We start from the raw sequence: 16,302 nt of genomic DNA, 5'->3' as shown, positions 1-16,302 counted from the left end.
ATGGCGACATTCCGGTTCAAACTGAACCTCCGTTATTTTGACGGAGAAAAAACCGAAAAAGCAACGCCTCACAAAAGGCAGGAAAGCCGGAAAAAGGGCAATGTTTTTAAAAGCCTCGACCTTTGTACGGCGGTGAGTCTGCTCGCCTTTTTCATCTATTTTAAAGTGGCCGGTGCGACTTTCGGCGGGAATATTGCCAGCCTTGTTGCCCATATCTATCGGGATCAGCTGAATCTCGATCTGACGGAAAATAATATTCAACGGTTTTTCTATGATCTTTCTGTCCGTTCGGTCGGCCTGCTGATCCCGGTTCTGGTCGTTGCCCTGGTTGCGGGCGCAGCCGGACAGATTCTTCAGATCGGCTTTCTTTTCACTCCGGAGAACATCTTATTTAAACCGGAACGGATCAGTTTCTTGAAAGGCTTAAAACGTGTTTATTCCTTCCGGGCCGTCATGGAGTTGTTTAAATCCATTCTCAAGATTCTGGTCATCGGGCTGGTGGCGTTCACCGTGATCTGGTTTAACCGGCAGCCAGTGGTGGAATCGGCTGAGAAGCCGCTGAATGCCGGACTGGCGACGATGGCCGGCATTGTGGTGAACATGGGCCTGTTTGCTTCAGTGACACTGATTGCTCTGGCAATGATTGATTATTTCTATCAGCGTTTTGACTATGAGAAGAACCTGCGCATGTCAAAACAGGATATCAAAGATGAGTATAAAAATATGGAAGGCGATCCGAAGGTAAAGTCCAGAATCCGGGAACGGCAGAAACAGATGGCGATGCACCGGATGATGCAGGAAGTACCTCAGGCGGATGTCGTCATCACCAACCCGACACATTTTGCGGTTGCTTTAAGGTATGATGCGAAAAAGATGACCTCACCTCAGGTTGTTGCCCGCGGAGCGGATTCTATCGCATTCCGGATTAAAACTGTGGCCAGAGAGAACGGTGTCGCGATTGTCGAGAAAAAACCGTTAGCCCGGGCGCTGTATTTCCAGCTGAACATCGGAGACAGTATACCGGAGCAGTTCTTTCAGGCTGTTGCGGAAATTCTGGCTTATGTCTATCGGCTGACTGGAAAAGCCTGATCAGGAGGAGAAAAGACCATTGAGAAGAACAGATTTCATCGTCATCGTCGGTGTTGTGGCTATTGTCATGATGCTGATCATTCCGCTGCCGCCGGCGCTGCTCAGCTTCCTGATCATTCTGAACATTTCACTGGCGCTGACCATCCTTCTGGTCACGCTGAATGTGACCGGACCGCTGGATTTTTCCGTATTTCCATCCCTTTTGCTTGTGATGACCCTCTTCCGGCTTGGGCTTAATGTATCGACAACGCGCCTGATTCTGACACAGGGGGATGCCGGAAAAGTTATTGCCGCGTTCGGACAGTTTGTTGTATCGGGCAACGTTATTGTCGGTCTGGTAGTTTTCTTGATCCTGATCATTGTCCAGTTTATTGTCATTACAAAAGGTGCCGAACGTGTTGCAGAAGTTGCGGCACGGTTCACTCTGGATGCGATGCCGGGCAAGCAGATGAGTATTGATGCCGATATGAATGCCGGGCTGATTGATGATCGTGAAGCGAAGCGAAGAAGAGAAAACATTACCCGTGAAGCTGATTTTTACGGCGCGATGGACGGGGCCAGCAAATTTGTCAAAGGCGATGCGATTGCCAGCATGATTATTGTTGCAATCAACCTGATTGTTGGCATGATCATCGGTGTGGCGCAACAAGGCATGCAATTTTCGGATGCCGCCCAGACATTCAGCCTTCTGTCCGTCGGCGACGGAATTGTCAGCCAAATCCCGGCGCTTCTGATTTCTACAGCAACCGGCATTATCGTTACCCGATCCTCTTCAGAAACGAATATGGGCAGGGAAGTCACCGATCAGCTGCTCCATTATCCGGTGATGCTGATTGTTGCCGGAACGGTTATTCTGATTCTCGGACTGACACCGATTGGCCTGGTTGCCACCTTGCCGATCGCTGCGCTGCTGATCATTGTCGGGCTGATGATCCGTCGCCGGCAGACGGCAGTGAAAAACTCGGAAAATGCAGCGGCGGATCAGAAAGCAGAGTCCGAGTTTAAGAATCAGGAGAACGTGATCAATCTGCTGCAGATGGATCCGGTTGAATTTGAGTTCGGCTATGCCCTTGTTCCCCTCGCCGACAGCAGTCAGGGCGGTGATTTGCTCGACCGGATCGTGATGATCCGCCGCCAGCTCGCCCTGGAGCTTGGCATTGTTCTGCCGGTCGTCCGGATCCGCGACAATATTCAGCTCGAACCGAACAATTACCGGATCAAGATTAACGGCAGCGTTGTTGCAACCGGTGAACTGATGCTTGATCATTATCTGGCGATGAGTCCGGGTGTGGAAGATGAATCAATTAAAGGTATTGAAACCACGGAACCCGCTTTCGGACTAAAGGCACTCTGGATTGATGAACAGACGAAAGAACGGGCCGAATTAGCCGGTTATACGGTTGTGGATCCGCCATCCGTCATTTCGACGCATCTGACCGAAGTTCTCCGCCGCCATGCCTGGGAACTTGTCGGGCGCCAGCAGACGAAACAATTAGTTGATCATCTGAAGGAACAGGCACCGGCTTTAGTTGAGGCGGTCACACCGGAACCGATGAGCATCGGTGAAGTTCAAAAAGTACTGGTCAATTTACTGAAAGAGAACTTATCGATCAGAAATCTGCCGGTCATTTTTGAAACGCTGGCTGACTATGCACCCATGACGCATGATGCGGGTCTCCTGACGGAGTACGTCCGGCAGGCTCTGTCGCGGCAAATCACGGAACAATTTACGAAACCCGGCGAAGCACTTAAAGTCCTGACCATCAGTCCTGACCTGGAACGTAAAATCAGTGATTCTGTTCAGAAAACAGAACATGGAAACTACCTGGCTATGGACTCTGCCGCCACAGCGCAAGTTTTGAAGAACCTGACGGCGTCGATCGAAAAATGGACGGATATGGACAGTGATCCGGTCATTCTTTGTTCTCCGGCCATCCGGATGTACGTCCATCAGCTGACTGAAAGGTATTTTCCGAATATACATATTTTGTCATATAATGAACTCGAATCGAATGTTGAAGTTCAGAGTATCGGGGTGTTGAATGCGGCATGAAACTGAAAAAATTCACGGCGCCGACGATGTCCCAGGCGATTGCCAAAGTGAAAAAGGAATTAGGTAACGATGCCGTTATTTTTCATACGAAAAAGGTGACGACCGGCCGTTTCTTTAATCTGATAAAGAGAGAGCATATCGAAGTGATTGCAGCAAGTGATCCGGATCCGGTATTAAAAGAACCGCGTCTTTCTGCCGAAAAGATACATAGAAAGAGCGCGGACAGCCATGTGATTGCTGTGCCTTCTGCGCCCTTGAAACGCCGCCGGATCGATAAATATTTTTCCGGACCCGATGCATTCAGGAAGATCGAGACCCGCTTATCGGAGCAGGGTCTGAAACCGGAACATGTGGACCTGATCCTGAAAGGTCTGGTGAAAAAGTGGTACAAGCACGATGAATCACTGAGTGAACCGGAGATGAACCAGATCCTGAAAGCTTCGTTTGTCAGGCTTTTGCACCCGGAACGTTTCGGAAAGCCGGAGACCAATCAGCGGCTGATCATGCTGCTCGGACCGACCGGAGTCGGCAAGACGACAACAATCGCCAAGCTGGCCGGACGGGATGTACTCGGCGGCGGGAAGCAAATCGCACTGGTCAGTACGGATACTTTTCGCGTCGCGGCAATCAGTCAGCTGAAGACGTATGCCGATTTGCTGAGCGTTCCGGTTGATGTTGCTTATTCTGCCGGTGAATTAAAGCCCCTGCTTGTCAAATATTCCGGCTGCGACCGGATCTATATTGATACTGCCGGACGAAATTTCCAGCATGAGGCATACGTCAGGGATCTGGCGTCGATGATTCGTGATAATGATCAGATCCGGCCATACCTGACGCTTGCGGCGACGGCGAAGTATGCCGATCTGAACCGGCTGATCCGCTCATTTGACGGGCTGCCTGTTGATCAGCTGATCCTGACGAAAATGGATGAGACGACGACGTACGGGGCGATCGTCAGCACCTTGATTGATTTTCCGGAAAAGCAGATCGTCTGTGTCACTAATGGACAGGAGGTACCTGATGATCTGCAGGCTCCTGATGTAACTGAACTGATTAATCTGATGCTGGGTGATACACATGATAAATGATCAGGCCAAGAAATTGCGGCAAATGATGGCGACGATGAGCGAAGCGACACATCAGGGTGTGGTCGTCGGAATATTAAGCGGTAAGGGCGGAGTCGGGAAATCTGTGTTCAGCCTGAATTTTGCGATTTCCCTTTGCAGAATGAAGAAAAGCGTTCTTCTGATTGATCTGGATGTCGGCATGGGGAACATTGATCAGATGCTCGGGAGAACCGCAGAATTCAGCATTGCCGATTGTATCCTTGATAAACTTCGGCTTGAGGATGTTGTTTTCAAGGGTCCTGACAACCTCTCCTGCATCGCAGGAGGAAGCGGACTCGGCAATTTGTTTCAGCTCGATGAAAGAAACCTGGATGCTTTTCTTGATCAGATCGAAGCACTGCGGCATCGTTATGATTACGTTCTTTTTGACTTTGGCGCCGGTGTATCGGAGAACATGCTTCATTTTCTGCTTGCCGCGCAGCGGATCATTCTGATCACAACACCGGAACCTCCGGCCATGGCCGATGCCTATTCAGCCCTGAAAATATTGCTGCATCATAACCCGCAGCTCAGCCTTTTCTGTGTCGTCAACATGGTCGACACGCTTCAGGAGGGCAAAGATACGTGGATACGTCTGTCACAGGCGACCAGCCGTTTCATGGGAACCGACATCAGCTGGCTGACCGCACTGCACCGGGACAAAGCCGTACTGCGCTCCGTCAGGGACCAGATCCCCTGTGTCGTTCAGAACCCGGGCTCACGCTACAGTGTTGAGATGCGTCTTCTTGCTGCTTCATTTCTGGTCGGCACCGGTCCGGACACTCAGGATCATTTAATGGACACGTCAGGGCTGCATTCCTTTGCCGGCCGTGTAAGAAATTATTTCCGGTTACTTGGAGGGCGCGGACAATGAAAACAGTCCAGGTACTTGTTGTTGATGATTCAGCTTTCATGCGCCTGACACTGAAAGCCATGATTGAAGAAGATCCTGCACTGCATGTCGCCGCTACGGCGAGAAACGGACAGGATGCGCTGAAGAAAATGGCCCTGTATCATCCGGATGTCGTTACCCTCGATATCGTGATGGATGGGGAGATGGACGGGCTCCAGGTGCTTCACCGGATGATGGCAGAGCAGCCGACACCGACAATCATGATCAGCGGTGCGGATGACCGGAATGTCAATTATGTGCTCGATGCCATCAGCATCGGTGCATTCGATTTCATTTTCAAGCCGTCCGGACGGCCGGAGGAAATTGAAGAAATCAGACATCAGCTGCAAATGAAAATCCGGGAAGCGGCACACTCCGGTGTTCGGCAGCCGCCGCAACGGGCGAAGAATCCGGCTTCAGTGTCAAGGCCTTCTTTCTCCCCGGAGACAGGGGAGACGGGAAAGCCGTTGTCACTTGTGCTGATCGGCACATCGACAGGCGGTCCGCGTGCCCTTCAGACGGTTGTTCCCGGTTTGCAGCGCACACTTCCGGCGCCGATTCTTGTCGTTCAGCATATGCCGCCGAAGTTCACCAAGTCTCTGGCAGTCCGCCTGGACGGACTCTCAGACTGCCCGGTGACCGAAGCCGGCGAAGGAGACGTACTTAAGAAGGGCCATGTCTATATCGCACCGGGCGGGAAACATCTGCAGGTTGTGGCGCAAACAGATGTAAATCTTGCTGTTCACCTGCTCGACACGCCTCCAGTTCACGGGGTCAGGCCGGCGATGGATGTCACCCTTGATTCCTTTTCACAGATCAGAAATTTTAATTTTGTGATTGCGATCCTGACCGGGATGGGGCGTGATGGTGCCGACGGGCTGACCGCTTTGAAAACAACAGGCAGAGACGTGTACGCTATCGCAGAATCGCAGGAGTCCTGCGTGGTTTTCGGCATGCCCAGGGCGGCGATTGATACCGGGCAGATCGATACGGTCTGTCCGGTTCAGGAGGTTGCACCGGCAATATGCAGACACTTCGGCCTTATAAGGAGATGATCCGGGATGGATATGAGTCAGTACCTGGGCGTGTTTATCGATGAAGCACGAGAACATTTGCAGAATCTGGATGAAAAATTATCGGAACTTCTGGAGCATCAGAACGATCCGGAACTGATTAACAGCATTTTCCGCTCGGCCCATACATTGAAAGGGAGCTCCGGACAAATGGGATTCAGTACCATGATGGAACTGACCCATTCCATGGAAAATGTTTTCGACGCATTGCGGCAGAAAAAAGCTGCAGCTGATCAGACCATGGTTGATGTGCTCTATGAAGCCCTTGATCTGCTGGAAGGAATGGTGGATTCGGTAGAAAAAGGCGGGGATGACAAAAAGGACACATCCGCGATTGTTAAAAAATTACAGGCACTTCTTAACGGTCGGAACGGCGACACACCGGACAGCAGGGCTCCGGAAGAGCAGCCGGATAAAGCCGAAAACGGGAACGCTGCGGCTTCGAAACTGACGTTCACAGACTATGAACAGGCAGTGATCGAGCAGGCATTAGCGCAGCACCAGCACACATTCATTACGGAAGTGATCCTTCGAAAAGATTGCGTCCTGAAAGCGGCAAGGGCTTTAATGGTTTCTAACGCGCTTGAGGAACTGGGAACGATTATTAAATCCAAACCATCCACTGAAGCGATTGAAAAAGAAGCCTTTGAATCCTCAATCATCTATGTCGTGGTTACTGATCAGAATGCGGATGCCGTGAAACGGGCGGTTCTGGGTATCTCGGAAATTGAAGATATCCGGCTGACCCCCTATGAAAGTCAGCTGTCCGCGGAACCGGTGCCGTCCGCAACAGCAGCATCCGGGAACTCTGCTGCAACTGGGACAAGGGTTGAAAAACCAAAGAAGATTGCGAAAACCATTCGCGTCAATCTTGACCGGCTGGACCGGCTACTCAATCTTTTTGAAGAAATGATCATCGACCGGAGCCGGATTGAGAAGATATCCTCTGCCCTTGATAATCCGGAACTCACGGATTCGGTCGATGTACTGAAGAGAGTTTCCGGTCAGCTTCAGGAAACGATTCTCAATTTACGGATGGAGCCGGTAGAACAGGTGTTTAACCGGTTTCCAAGGATGGTCCGGAGTCTTTCCCGGAAGCTGAACAAGAAAGTCCGCCTTGAAATCTCCGGTGCCGAAACAGAGCTGGACCGCACTGTGATCGATGAGATCGGCGATCCACTGATGCACATGATCCGAAATTCCATGGATCACGGGATTGAACATCCTGATGTTCGCCGGAAGGCAGGGAAAGACCCTGAGGGGACACTGAACCTGCGTGCCTATCACAGCGGAAACCATGTGTACATCGAAATTGAAGATGACGGCGCCGGGATCAACCGTGAAAAAGTGCTTGCTAAGGCGGTCGAAAAAGGTGTGGTCGCTGCGGATCAGGCTTCAGAACTGACCGATAAGGAGATCTATCATCTCCTGTTTGCTTCAGGTTTCAGCACAGCGGACAAAATATCAGACATTTCCGGACGGGGTGTCGGTCTTGATGTCGTCGAAAGCAAGATTCGCAGTCTCAGCGGTACCGTTTCGGTCACTTCTGCTGAAGGAGAAGGATCAAAGTTTACGATAAAATTGCCGCTGACACTTTCGATTATTAACGCGATGCTGATCCGGACCGGAAACGAAACGTATGCGATACCGATGAGCTCAATTGTCGAAACAGCTCTGGAGCGACAGACCCGGATTCAGTCCGTCGGCCGTCAGCAGGTCATGCACTACCAGGATCACTACATACCTGTAATTGATCTGAAGGATTATCTTCAAGTTCCGGTGTGCGCCGATTCTGGCAAACCGGTCGCCGGTTCCCGGTCGATCGTACTGATCCGTCACGGGGATAAGCACATTGCGCTGCTTGTCGATCTGCTGGCCGGCTATCAGGATATTGTGATTAAACCGCTCGGCGATTATTTAAGCCATGTGCACAAGTTTTCCGGCGCTACGATACTGGGAGACGGTAAAGTCGCCTTGATTCTGGACTGCCAGGAACTGGTTGAGACGCAAAAGCGAAACGCATCAGCGCAAAATGCTTAATATGGGGGCGGCGAACAATATGGAAAACGATGAAATGGGTACACAAAAAGTTATCTTGTTTGCACTGGGTGAAAATACATACGGGGTCCCGATCGATCAGGTTGTTTCAATTGTCCGTCCGGAATCAGCGACCCGTGTCCCTGACGCACCCGACTTCGTTGAAGGGGTGATGAATTTCAGGGGATCGATCATACCGGTGATTAATGTCCGGAAACGGTTCGGGATGGAAACAGCCGGAGCCACTAAGGACAGCAGGGTGATTGTGGTGACCAGCGGCGATCTGACGGTCGGCATGCTTGTCGATACAGCCAGGGAAGTCGTTGAATTCGGTACCCGCCAGATTGAACAGGCACCGGACATTGTCGGTGGGCTTGATGCTGCATTTATAAGAGGGATTGCTTCACTGGACGACGACCGTCTCCTGATTCTTCTCAATCTTGAAAAAGTGTTGAGCGATCAGGATGTTCATGATCTGAAGTCGCTGAAGGACTGAGCCGATGCATCAATTATCAGACCTCACCCCGACTCACCTTGATCTGCTGAAAGAAGCTGGAAACATTGGTGCGGCACACGCTGCGACGGCATTGTCGACACTGCTGCATGAACGTATTGAAATGAACGTCCCGTCAGTGACGATCATGCCGATGAATGAGCTGATGAAGAAAGATGCTGAAAAGTACGTCGCAGCGACGTTTATCGAAGTCACCGGCGGACTGAAGGGCTGCTATGTCATGATTTTCGGGGAACAGCAGGCAAACAGCCTGATCAGCCGGCTTATACCGTCCGGAACAGTGGATGATGGCGGGATGGGCAGTTCTGCATTTTGTGAAATCAGCAATATTCTCTGCGGTTCTTATCTGTCAGCGATCTCATCGATGCTTGATACCCGGCTGATTCAGTCGCCTCCGGATTTTGCCGTGGACATGGAAGGGGCCATTTTGGGTGAGGCTTTGAATGAATTGTCTCTGTACGATGACTCGGTACTGATGATCGATACGGCCTTATTTCATCAGGAACAGCAAGATAAACTTTCTGGAGAATTCCTTTTTATGCCCTATCCTGGATCGCTTGATCTGATTTTCAGCCTTGCGGCGGGGGAGACATCGCTGTGATTCTGGTCGGTTTGTCGGAAATTAAGTTTGCGGAAAGTCCGGAGACATTGAAATCCCTGGGCCTCGGCTCCTGTATCGGTGTGATTCTCTACAGCGACCGCGCGCACTGCGCAGGAATGGCACATGTGATGCTGCCGGATTCATCTCTGTCGTGTTCCGGATCTTTTTCACCCGGGAAATATGCCGATACGGCAGTTCCGGCGCTGATTCGTCTGATGACCGTCATCCATGGGCTCCCGATGGCTGAGTTAAAAGCAAAAATGGCCGGCGGAGCCGAGATGTTCCGGGCATCACAGAGATACAGCACAATGAGCATTGGGAAGAGAAACGCTGAGGCCGTCGGCAATCAGCTGAGTAAATACCGGGTACCGCTCGTCGCTGCCGAAACAGGACATGATTTCGGACGTACCATTGAATTTGATCCGGGTAACGGAATGCTGGTCATCCGGACCATTTTGCGCGGCGAACAGAGGATCTGATGCCATTAAGAGAGGGAGGGGTAGAGGTGACAAAGCCGGATGTAATGGAGCTGGAATACTGGGAGCGCTGGAACAAATCCCGGGATAAAAGTGCAGCGGATGCGCTGCTTCAGCTATATATGCCTCTCGTTCAGTATCATGTGCAGAGAATCAGTGCCGGCTTGCCGAAAAATGTGGACCGGAGTGAGCTGAAGAGCTACGGTATGATCGGTCTGTATGATGCATTGGAGAAATTTGACCGGAAACGGTACCTGAAGTTTGATACATATGCGTCTTTTCGTGTACGGGGAGCCATTCTCGACGGCCTGCGCAAGGAAGACTGGATGCCCCGCTCTGTCCGTGAAAAAAGCAAACGGATTGAACGGGCTTCGGAACAAATTGAACAGGAACAGAAACGGGCGGCTACCCTAGAAGAAGTGGCAAAGAAGTGCAGGATGAGTATTGAAGAGGTTTCTCAGGTTGTTTCAGAAGGGCTGCTGACCAATCTTCTGTCACTGGATGACGGGACATCCGCCGGAGGCAGCGATTATGTTCAGGGCGCGATCGAAGACCAGGCAGCTACGCTTCCGGACCAGCATCTGATTGAGGAAGAAGACAGAAGGGCACTGGCCAGAGAAATAGACCGGCTCAACGAGAAGGAACGAACGGTGGTTTCACTGTTCTATTACGAAGGTCTGACCCTGACGGAAATCGGCCAGGTACTCAGTTTGTCCACTTCCCGCATCTCACAGATCCATTCCAAAGCACTATTTAAACTGAGACAGTTCCTGTCCGAGCATCGCCTGAGTGAACACTGAAACAATCACGTTTCCATGCAACGCTCGGCGCGCAACAAAATAAAAAGGCGGTGACCCCCTGATGACAGCCATCTGGATGACATTAAATTTCCTGCTGATCGTTCTTGCCTTCTATCTGATTCTGCAGTTGTTTCAACGCGTCAGGCTGCAGCAGTCCGAGGCGAAACAGGAAACCGGCGAGCTTGAAAAATTATTTGCGGCCTATCTTGAGGACCTGCAGAAAGAAAATGACCGGTTTATCCAGGCCCTGAGCGAAGCAACAGGAGACAAGCAGGTTTCCCGACGTAGGACGGCCCCGCGGGCAAGCAGGCCGGTCCGATCGGAAACGGCCGCATCAGCGCCTTCTGAGTCCGGGAAAGCGGAAAAAGTCCCGTCCTTTCGACAGATATTGAAAGACGAGACAGCACAGCAGGACCCTGTCGGAAAGAAAACAACCCGCTCACAGCCGGCAGATGATCATGCTGCCGACAATTGGGTGCCCCCGGTTGATGAGATACAGGATCAGCTGGAAGAATCGCTGCCGCTTCAAGCGTTAAAATTAAAGAAAAAAGGGTATACTGCAACACAAATTGCGAAAGAATTGAAGACGGGAAAAGAAGAAATCGAGTTGCTTCTGAAGTTTCAGGGAAAGAAAAAATTGTAATCTTGTCTTTGCACGTATATTGTGATATATTAACGTTTGGTGTCAATCACACACGCCGGTTGATTCGTGAACGGGTGCTGATCTGATCAGTTGTTTGCGGACAGGAAGCCGGCGGAGGCATAAAACCAACAGGAGGAATCACAGAATGGCAGTTATTTCAATGAAACAATTACTGGAATCCGGTGTTCATTTCGGTCATCAGACCCGCCGCTGGAATCCAAAAATGAAACCGTATATTTTTACGGAACGGAACGGAATCTACATTATCGACCTGCAGAAAACCGTTAAAAAGGTTGAGGAAGCGTACAAATTTGTTCGCGATATTGCTGCAGATGGTGGAAAAATCCTGTTTGTCGGTACCAAGAAGCAGGCTCAGGATTCAGTGAAAGCTGAAGCAGAACGTTCCGGTCAGTTTTATGTCAATCAGCGCTGGCTGGGCGGCACGCTGACTAATTTCGAAACGATTCGCAAAAGAATCAAACGTCTGAAGGACATTGAAAAAATGTCTGAAGACGGTACTTTTGACGTGCTTCCGAAAAAGGAAGTCGTTGGTCTCAAGAAAGAATGGGCGCGTCTCGAAAAATTCCTGGGCGGAATCAAGAACATGGAGAGCCTTCCTCAGGCACTGTTTGTTATTGATCCGCGCAAAGAACGGATTGCCATTGCTGAAGCAAGGAAACTGAAGATTCCGATTATCGCAATCGTTGATACGAACTGTGATCCGGATGAAATTGATGTTGTTATTCCGGGCAATGACGATGCTATCCGTGCCGTGAAACTGCTGACCGGTAAAATGGCAGATGCCGTTCTTGAAGCCCACCAGGGAGAAGAAAACGAACAGGCTCAGGCTCCGGAACAGGCGGCCCATGCAGCAGATACGGAAACTGTAAAAGCTGAATAAGCAGGATACATTTTGACAGGGTGATAAAAGGGACTGCCCTTTTATCACTCTTTTAGCGAAAAAAACAATTCATGTAAGGAGGAAATCAAGTGGCAGTGATTAGTGCAAAACTTGTTAAAGAACTGCGGGACATGACGGGTGCCGGAATCATGGACTGTAAGCATGCGCTTACGGAGACCAACGGAGATATGAAAAAGGCGGTGGACGTTCTTCGCGAGAAAGGCATTGCCAAAGCCGCCAAGAAATCGAGCAGGATTGCTGCTGAAGGTTTGGCTGAGATTAAAATCAAGGAGAACAAGGCAGTTGCCCTTGAAGTGAATTCGGAAACAGACTTTGTGGCGAAGAATGCACAGTTCAAAGAACTGATCGACACGCTCGCAAATCATCTGCTCCGTGAAACACCGGCAGATGTGGAAACCGCCCTCGGTCAAAAGCTGAACGGGAGCGATGAAACGGTTGGAGATCACATCACGGCTGCCATTGCCAAAATTGGTGAGAAGCTTTCACTTCGCCGTTTTACCGTTCTTCAGAAAAATGATGACGAACTTTTCGGGGCTTACCTCCACATGGGCGGCCGCATCGCTTCACTGGTGAAAATCAGCGGTGGAGATGAAAGTGTGGCCAAGGATGTTGCCATGCATATTGCGGCGAGCAAACCGCTTTACCTGACTGAGAAGGCTATTCCTGAAGATGTTGTCGCTCATGAAAAAGAAGTATTGAAGAAAGAAGCACTGAGTGAAGGAAAGCCGGAGAACATTGTCGAGAAGATGATCGTCGGTCGCCTGAAAAAGTATTTCAAGGAAATCTGTCTTGTGGATCAGCCGTTTGTCAAGGACGGAGACATCACAGTGGCTCAATACCTGAAAGATCATAACGCCGCCGTCAACGCATACGTTCGCTATGAGGTTGGCGAAGGCATTGAAAAGAAAGAAGAAAATTTTGCTGACGAAGTCAAAGCTCAAATGAAGCAATGATTTGCGCCTGTAAGTGTGTTGTGGGGTGGCGGTGATCCATTCATGTTCCGTACCCGGACTTCACAGCACCTCTGTGAGATAAAGAATGGACACAATGGGGCACGCTTCACGTGTCCCATTTTTTTGAAATTATCGCTTTTAGTGCTGAAATTCGAGAGGAGCCGATTGAAGATGCCGGAGAAGGCAAAGTACAAACGAGTGATTCTGAAATTGAGTGGCGAGGCACTGGCCGGAGACGGCGGCTTTGGCATCGACCCGAAAGTGATCCGGTCGATCAGCAAACAGATCAAAGATGTTGTTGATTTGAAAGTGGAGGTGGCTATCGTGGTCGGCGCCGGAAATATCTGGCGGGGCAAAACCGGCAGCGAGATGGGCATGGACCGGGCTCAGGCGGATTATATGGGCATGCTGGCGACAGTGCTAAATGCGCTCGCTCTTCAGGACAGCCTGGAGGGACTGGGTGTGGAAACCCGCGTTCAGACTTCCATTGATATGCGGCAGGTGGCTGAACCCTATATCAGACGTCGTGCGATTCGCCATCTTCAGAAGGGTCGCGTGGTGATTTTTGCTGCCGGTACGGGTAACCCTTATTTCTCAACGGATACGACAGCAGCACTCAGAGCAGCTGAAATTGAAGCTGATGTCATCCTGATGGCCAAAAATAATGTCGACGGCGTTTATTCGGCCGATCCGAAAGTGGATAAAGACGCGAAGAAATATAAGGAAATCTCTTATCTCCGTGTTTTGAATGAAGGCTTGCAAGTGATGGATTCTACTGCATCTTCACTCAGCATGGACAATAATATCCCGCTGGTTGTTTTCTCATTGTCAGTTGAAGGAAATATCAAACGTGCGGTGCTTGGCGAAAACATCGGCACGGTCGTTAAGGGGAGATAATGATGGCACAGGACAGCGTATTAAAAGAAGCCAGAGAACGGATGGACAAATCGGTAAAGTCTTTCCAGCGTGAACTTGTAACAATCAGGGCCGGGCGTGCCAATCCGTCACTGTTAAATAAAGTAACCGTCGAATACTATGGTGCGGAAACACCGCTGAAACAAATTGCTTCAGTGACTGCTCCGGAAGCACGGCTGCTGCTGATCCAGCCCTATGACCGGAACGCTCTGGCAAATATCGAGCGTGGTATATTGAAATCCGATCTTGGGATAACGCCGACGAACGACGGCACGGTGATCCGGATTGCCATTCCGCCGCTGACTGAGGAACGACGGGCGGAGCTGGTAAAGGTTGTTCATAAATTCGCCGAAGAGGCAAAAGTCGCCGTACGGAATATTCGTCGTGAAGCGAATGAACAGATCAAGAAAATGGAAAAGAACAACGAGCTGACGAAAGACGACGTTCGTGAATCTGAGGAAGAGACACAGAAACTGACCGATACGACGATCAAACGTGTGGATCAGCTGACGAAGGACAAAGAAAAAGAAATGATGGATATATAATGATCGAGGCAGCAGGTCCCGGTAAAACAGTCAGATTTTCATCCAGCTGCAAAGAATCCACATCTGCGCAGTAAATGGGGGACTCAGGATGTACGATAAATTTCCCTTTTTTAATAAAGGAAAAGCAATTCAGAATGAACCGACTGCCGAAACTGGAAAAATACCGCAGCATGTCGCAATCATCATGGACGGCAACGGTCGATGGGCGCAGAAACGCGGGCTGCCCAGAATTGCCGGACATCGCGAAGCGATGAAGACGATTAAGCGGATCACTTATGAAGCACAGCACCTCGGCGTAAAGGTACTGACACTTTATGCTTTCTCTACTGAGAACTGGAAACGGCCAAAATCAGAAGTAGATTTTCTGATGAGACTGCCGGAACAGTTTCTTCATTCCTATCTGGCTGAATTGATTGAAAGAAATGTTCAGGTCCGGGTGATGGGGGATATGAGCCGTATCCCGGAAAATACGATGCGGGCGGTCCGCCAGGCTATCGACCGGACGAAGAGCAATAGCGGACTGATTCTGAATTTCGCACTCAATTACGGGGGGCATGCGGAAATCATTCATGCCGTTCGCACAATTGCCAGGAAAGTGCAGGAGAAAAGGATTGCACCGGAATCGATTGATGAACAGCTTCTGGCAAACAATCTGCTGAGTCCTTCACTGCCTGATCCGGATCTTCTGATACGTACGGGCGGGGAGATACGTCTCAGCAATTTCATGTTATGGCAGCTGGCTTATACGGAATTGTATTTCACTGAAGTGTTCTGGCCGGATTTTAAAGAGGAAGATTTGAAAAGCGCGGTCTATGAATTTTCAAGGCGGCAGAGAAGATACGGCGGGATTAAGGATAAAGGAAGCGAGAACAAATGAGGCTGAGGATGACGACGGGTTTCATCGCCGGGGCAATGTATCTTGCAATCCTTTTCGTCGGATCTGTTCCGTTCGTCCTTCTTGCAACCATTATCGCCGTTATTACACTGCTGGAACTGGCAGCCATGAAACATATTTCACTGCGATCTCCGGGGGTTCTGCTTAGTGCAGCATTCACTGCCGCACTTGTCTTCGCTGCGCCCTTTCTGAAAGGTTCGGAGTTCCAGACGTATTTCATTCGGCTTCTGGTTCTTCTGGTACTGGTTTTACTGGCTGCCGTCGTATTTTCAAAGAACCGTTTTCAGATTGAAGAGGCTTCCTTTCTCTTCTTTTTCGTGAGTTACATAGGCTTTTCCTTTTACCTTCTGGCCCAGCTCCGCCTCGAGAGCCTGCTTCTGGTGCTTTTTGTTCAGATTACCATGTGGGCGACCGACTCAGGTGCCTATTTTGTCGGGAGAAAATTAGGACGGCATAAACTAGCGCCCCACATCAGTCCGAATAAGACGGTGGAAGGTTCAATCGGAGCCGTTGCTGCTGCTTTTCTTGTCGCTGCTGTTTTTCAATTCATCATCCGGAGGCCGCTGTTTGCATCAGCCGGGCTATTTGTGACCGTGACGCTGATTATTTCTGTACTCGGCCAGGTCGGCGATCTTGCAGAATCTGCAGTGAAACGCCATTTCGGGGTTAAAGACTCCGGCGACATATTGCCGGGACACGGAGGGTTTTTTGACCGCTTCGATAGTCTGATCTTTGTCCTCCCTGTCTTATACCTGGCCGGAATGATCAGCTGAAGCAGGAGGAGAATA

The 16,302-nt window shown here is 50.3% G+C and carries 17 protein-coding genes; all 17 read left to right on the top strand.

Annotated features, from left to right (window positions below):
• The 17 genes from flhB to D889_RS0100260 all read left to right on the top strand — a co-directional run bounded on the left by flhB (position 1) and on the right by D889_RS0100260 (position 16,287).
• A complete protein-coding gene (gene flhB / locus D889_RS0100340; protein ID WP_010630940.1) occupies positions 1-1,089 on the top strand; it encodes a flagellar biosynthesis protein FlhB in 1,089 nt (362 codons plus the stop codon).
• Positions 1,090-1,108: 19 nt separating this feature from the next.
• Positions 1,109-3,142 (top strand): flagellar biosynthesis protein FlhA, encoded by a 2,034-nt coding sequence (flhA, locus tag D889_RS0100335; RefSeq protein WP_010630939.1) that lies wholly within the window; start codon positions 1,109-1,111, stop codon positions 3,140-3,142.
• Positions 3,139-4,230 carry a flagellar biosynthesis protein FlhF gene (locus D889_RS0100330; protein ID WP_010630938.1) on the top strand — a complete coding sequence of 364 codons (1,092 nt, stop codon included), beginning with the start codon at positions 3,139-3,141 and terminating at the stop codon, positions 4,228-4,230. The genes flhA and D889_RS0100330 overlap by 4 nt, the downstream gene beginning before the upstream one ends.
• Entirely contained in the window at positions 4,220-5,122 is a 903-nt protein-coding gene (locus D889_RS0100325; RefSeq protein ID WP_010630937.1) for a MinD/ParA family protein, read from the top strand. The genes D889_RS0100330 and D889_RS0100325 overlap by 11 nt, the downstream gene beginning before the upstream one ends.
• Positions 5,119-6,195, top strand: coding sequence for a protein-glutamate methylesterase/protein-glutamine glutaminase (locus D889_RS0100320; protein ID WP_010630936.1), 1,077 nt, complete (start codon positions 5,119-5,121; stop codon positions 6,193-6,195). The genes D889_RS0100325 and D889_RS0100320 overlap by 4 nt, the downstream gene beginning before the upstream one ends.
• 6 nt (positions 6,196-6,201) lie before the next feature.
• The gene (locus D889_RS0100315; protein WP_010630935.1) at positions 6,202-8,253 is read left to right on the top strand and encodes a chemotaxis protein CheA; all 2,052 of its coding nucleotides are present in this window, start codon (positions 6,202-6,204) and stop codon (positions 8,251-8,253) included.
• Between the two features lie 19 nt (positions 8,254-8,272).
• Positions 8,273-8,746 (top strand): chemotaxis protein CheW, encoded by a 474-nt coding sequence (locus tag D889_RS0100310; RefSeq protein ID WP_010630934.1) that lies wholly within the window; start codon positions 8,273-8,275, stop codon positions 8,744-8,746.
• A 4-nt stretch (positions 8,747-8,750) separates the two neighbouring features.
• Positions 8,751-9,365, top strand: coding sequence for a chemotaxis protein CheC (locus tag D889_RS0100305; protein ID WP_010630933.1), 615 nt, complete (start codon positions 8,751-8,753; stop codon positions 9,363-9,365).
• Positions 9,362-9,844, top strand: a complete 483-nt coding sequence (locus D889_RS0100300; RefSeq protein ID WP_010630932.1) for a chemotaxis protein CheD — start codon at positions 9,362-9,364, stop codon at positions 9,842-9,844. Before D889_RS0100305 ends, D889_RS0100300 begins: the two co-directional genes overlap by 4 nt.
• A 26-nt stretch (positions 9,845-9,870) precedes the next feature.
• Positions 9,871-10,641 (top strand): FliA/WhiG family RNA polymerase sigma factor, encoded by a 771-nt coding sequence (locus D889_RS0100295; RefSeq protein WP_010630931.1) that lies wholly within the window; start codon positions 9,871-9,873, stop codon positions 10,639-10,641.
• A gap of 61 nt (positions 10,642-10,702) precedes the next feature.
• The gene (locus D889_RS0100290; protein ID WP_010630930.1) at positions 10,703-11,284 is read left to right on the top strand and encodes a hypothetical protein; all 582 of its coding nucleotides are present in this window, start codon (positions 10,703-10,705) and stop codon (positions 11,282-11,284) included.
• A 145-nt stretch (positions 11,285-11,429) separates the two neighbouring features.
• The gene (gene rpsB, locus D889_RS0100285) at positions 11,430-12,185 is read left to right on the top strand and encodes a 30S ribosomal protein S2 (RefSeq protein ID WP_010630929.1); all 756 of its coding nucleotides are present in this window, start codon (positions 11,430-11,432) and stop codon (positions 12,183-12,185) included.
• 89 nt (positions 12,186-12,274) lie between these two features.
• On the top strand, positions 12,275-13,159 hold the full coding sequence (tsf, locus tag D889_RS0100280) for a translation elongation factor Ts (RefSeq protein ID WP_010630928.1): 885 nt from the start codon (positions 12,275-12,277) through the stop codon (positions 13,157-13,159).
• 171 nt (positions 13,160-13,330) lie between these two features.
• Positions 13,331-14,056, top strand: a complete 726-nt coding sequence (gene pyrH / locus D889_RS0100275) for a UMP kinase (RefSeq protein WP_010630927.1) — start codon at positions 13,331-13,333, stop codon at positions 14,054-14,056.
• Positions 14,057-14,058: 2 nt separating this feature from the next.
• Positions 14,059-14,619 (top strand): ribosome recycling factor, encoded by a 561-nt coding sequence (frr, locus tag D889_RS0100270; protein ID WP_010630926.1) that lies wholly within the window; start codon positions 14,059-14,061, stop codon positions 14,617-14,619.
• An 88-nt stretch (positions 14,620-14,707) separates the two neighbouring features.
• Positions 14,708-15,496: an undecaprenyl pyrophosphate synthase gene (gene uppS, locus D889_RS0100265; RefSeq protein ID WP_010630925.1), complete on the top strand. Its 789-nt coding sequence runs from the start codon at positions 14,708-14,710 to the stop codon at positions 15,494-15,496.
• A gap of 8 nt (positions 15,497-15,504) precedes the next feature.
• Positions 15,505-16,287 (top strand): phosphatidate cytidylyltransferase, encoded by a 783-nt coding sequence (locus D889_RS0100260; RefSeq protein ID WP_238537548.1) that lies wholly within the window; start codon positions 15,505-15,507, stop codon positions 16,285-16,287.
• Positions 16,288-16,302 lie beyond the last annotated feature (15 nt).

It is taken from the genome of Sporolactobacillus vineae DSM 21990 = SL153 (genome assembly GCF_000377985.1).
In the GTDB taxonomy this organism is placed as follows: domain Bacteria; phylum Bacillota; class Bacilli; order Bacillales; family Sporolactobacillaceae; genus Sporolactobacillus; species Sporolactobacillus vineae.
This window is presented reverse-complemented; position numbering and strand designations above follow the sequence as displayed.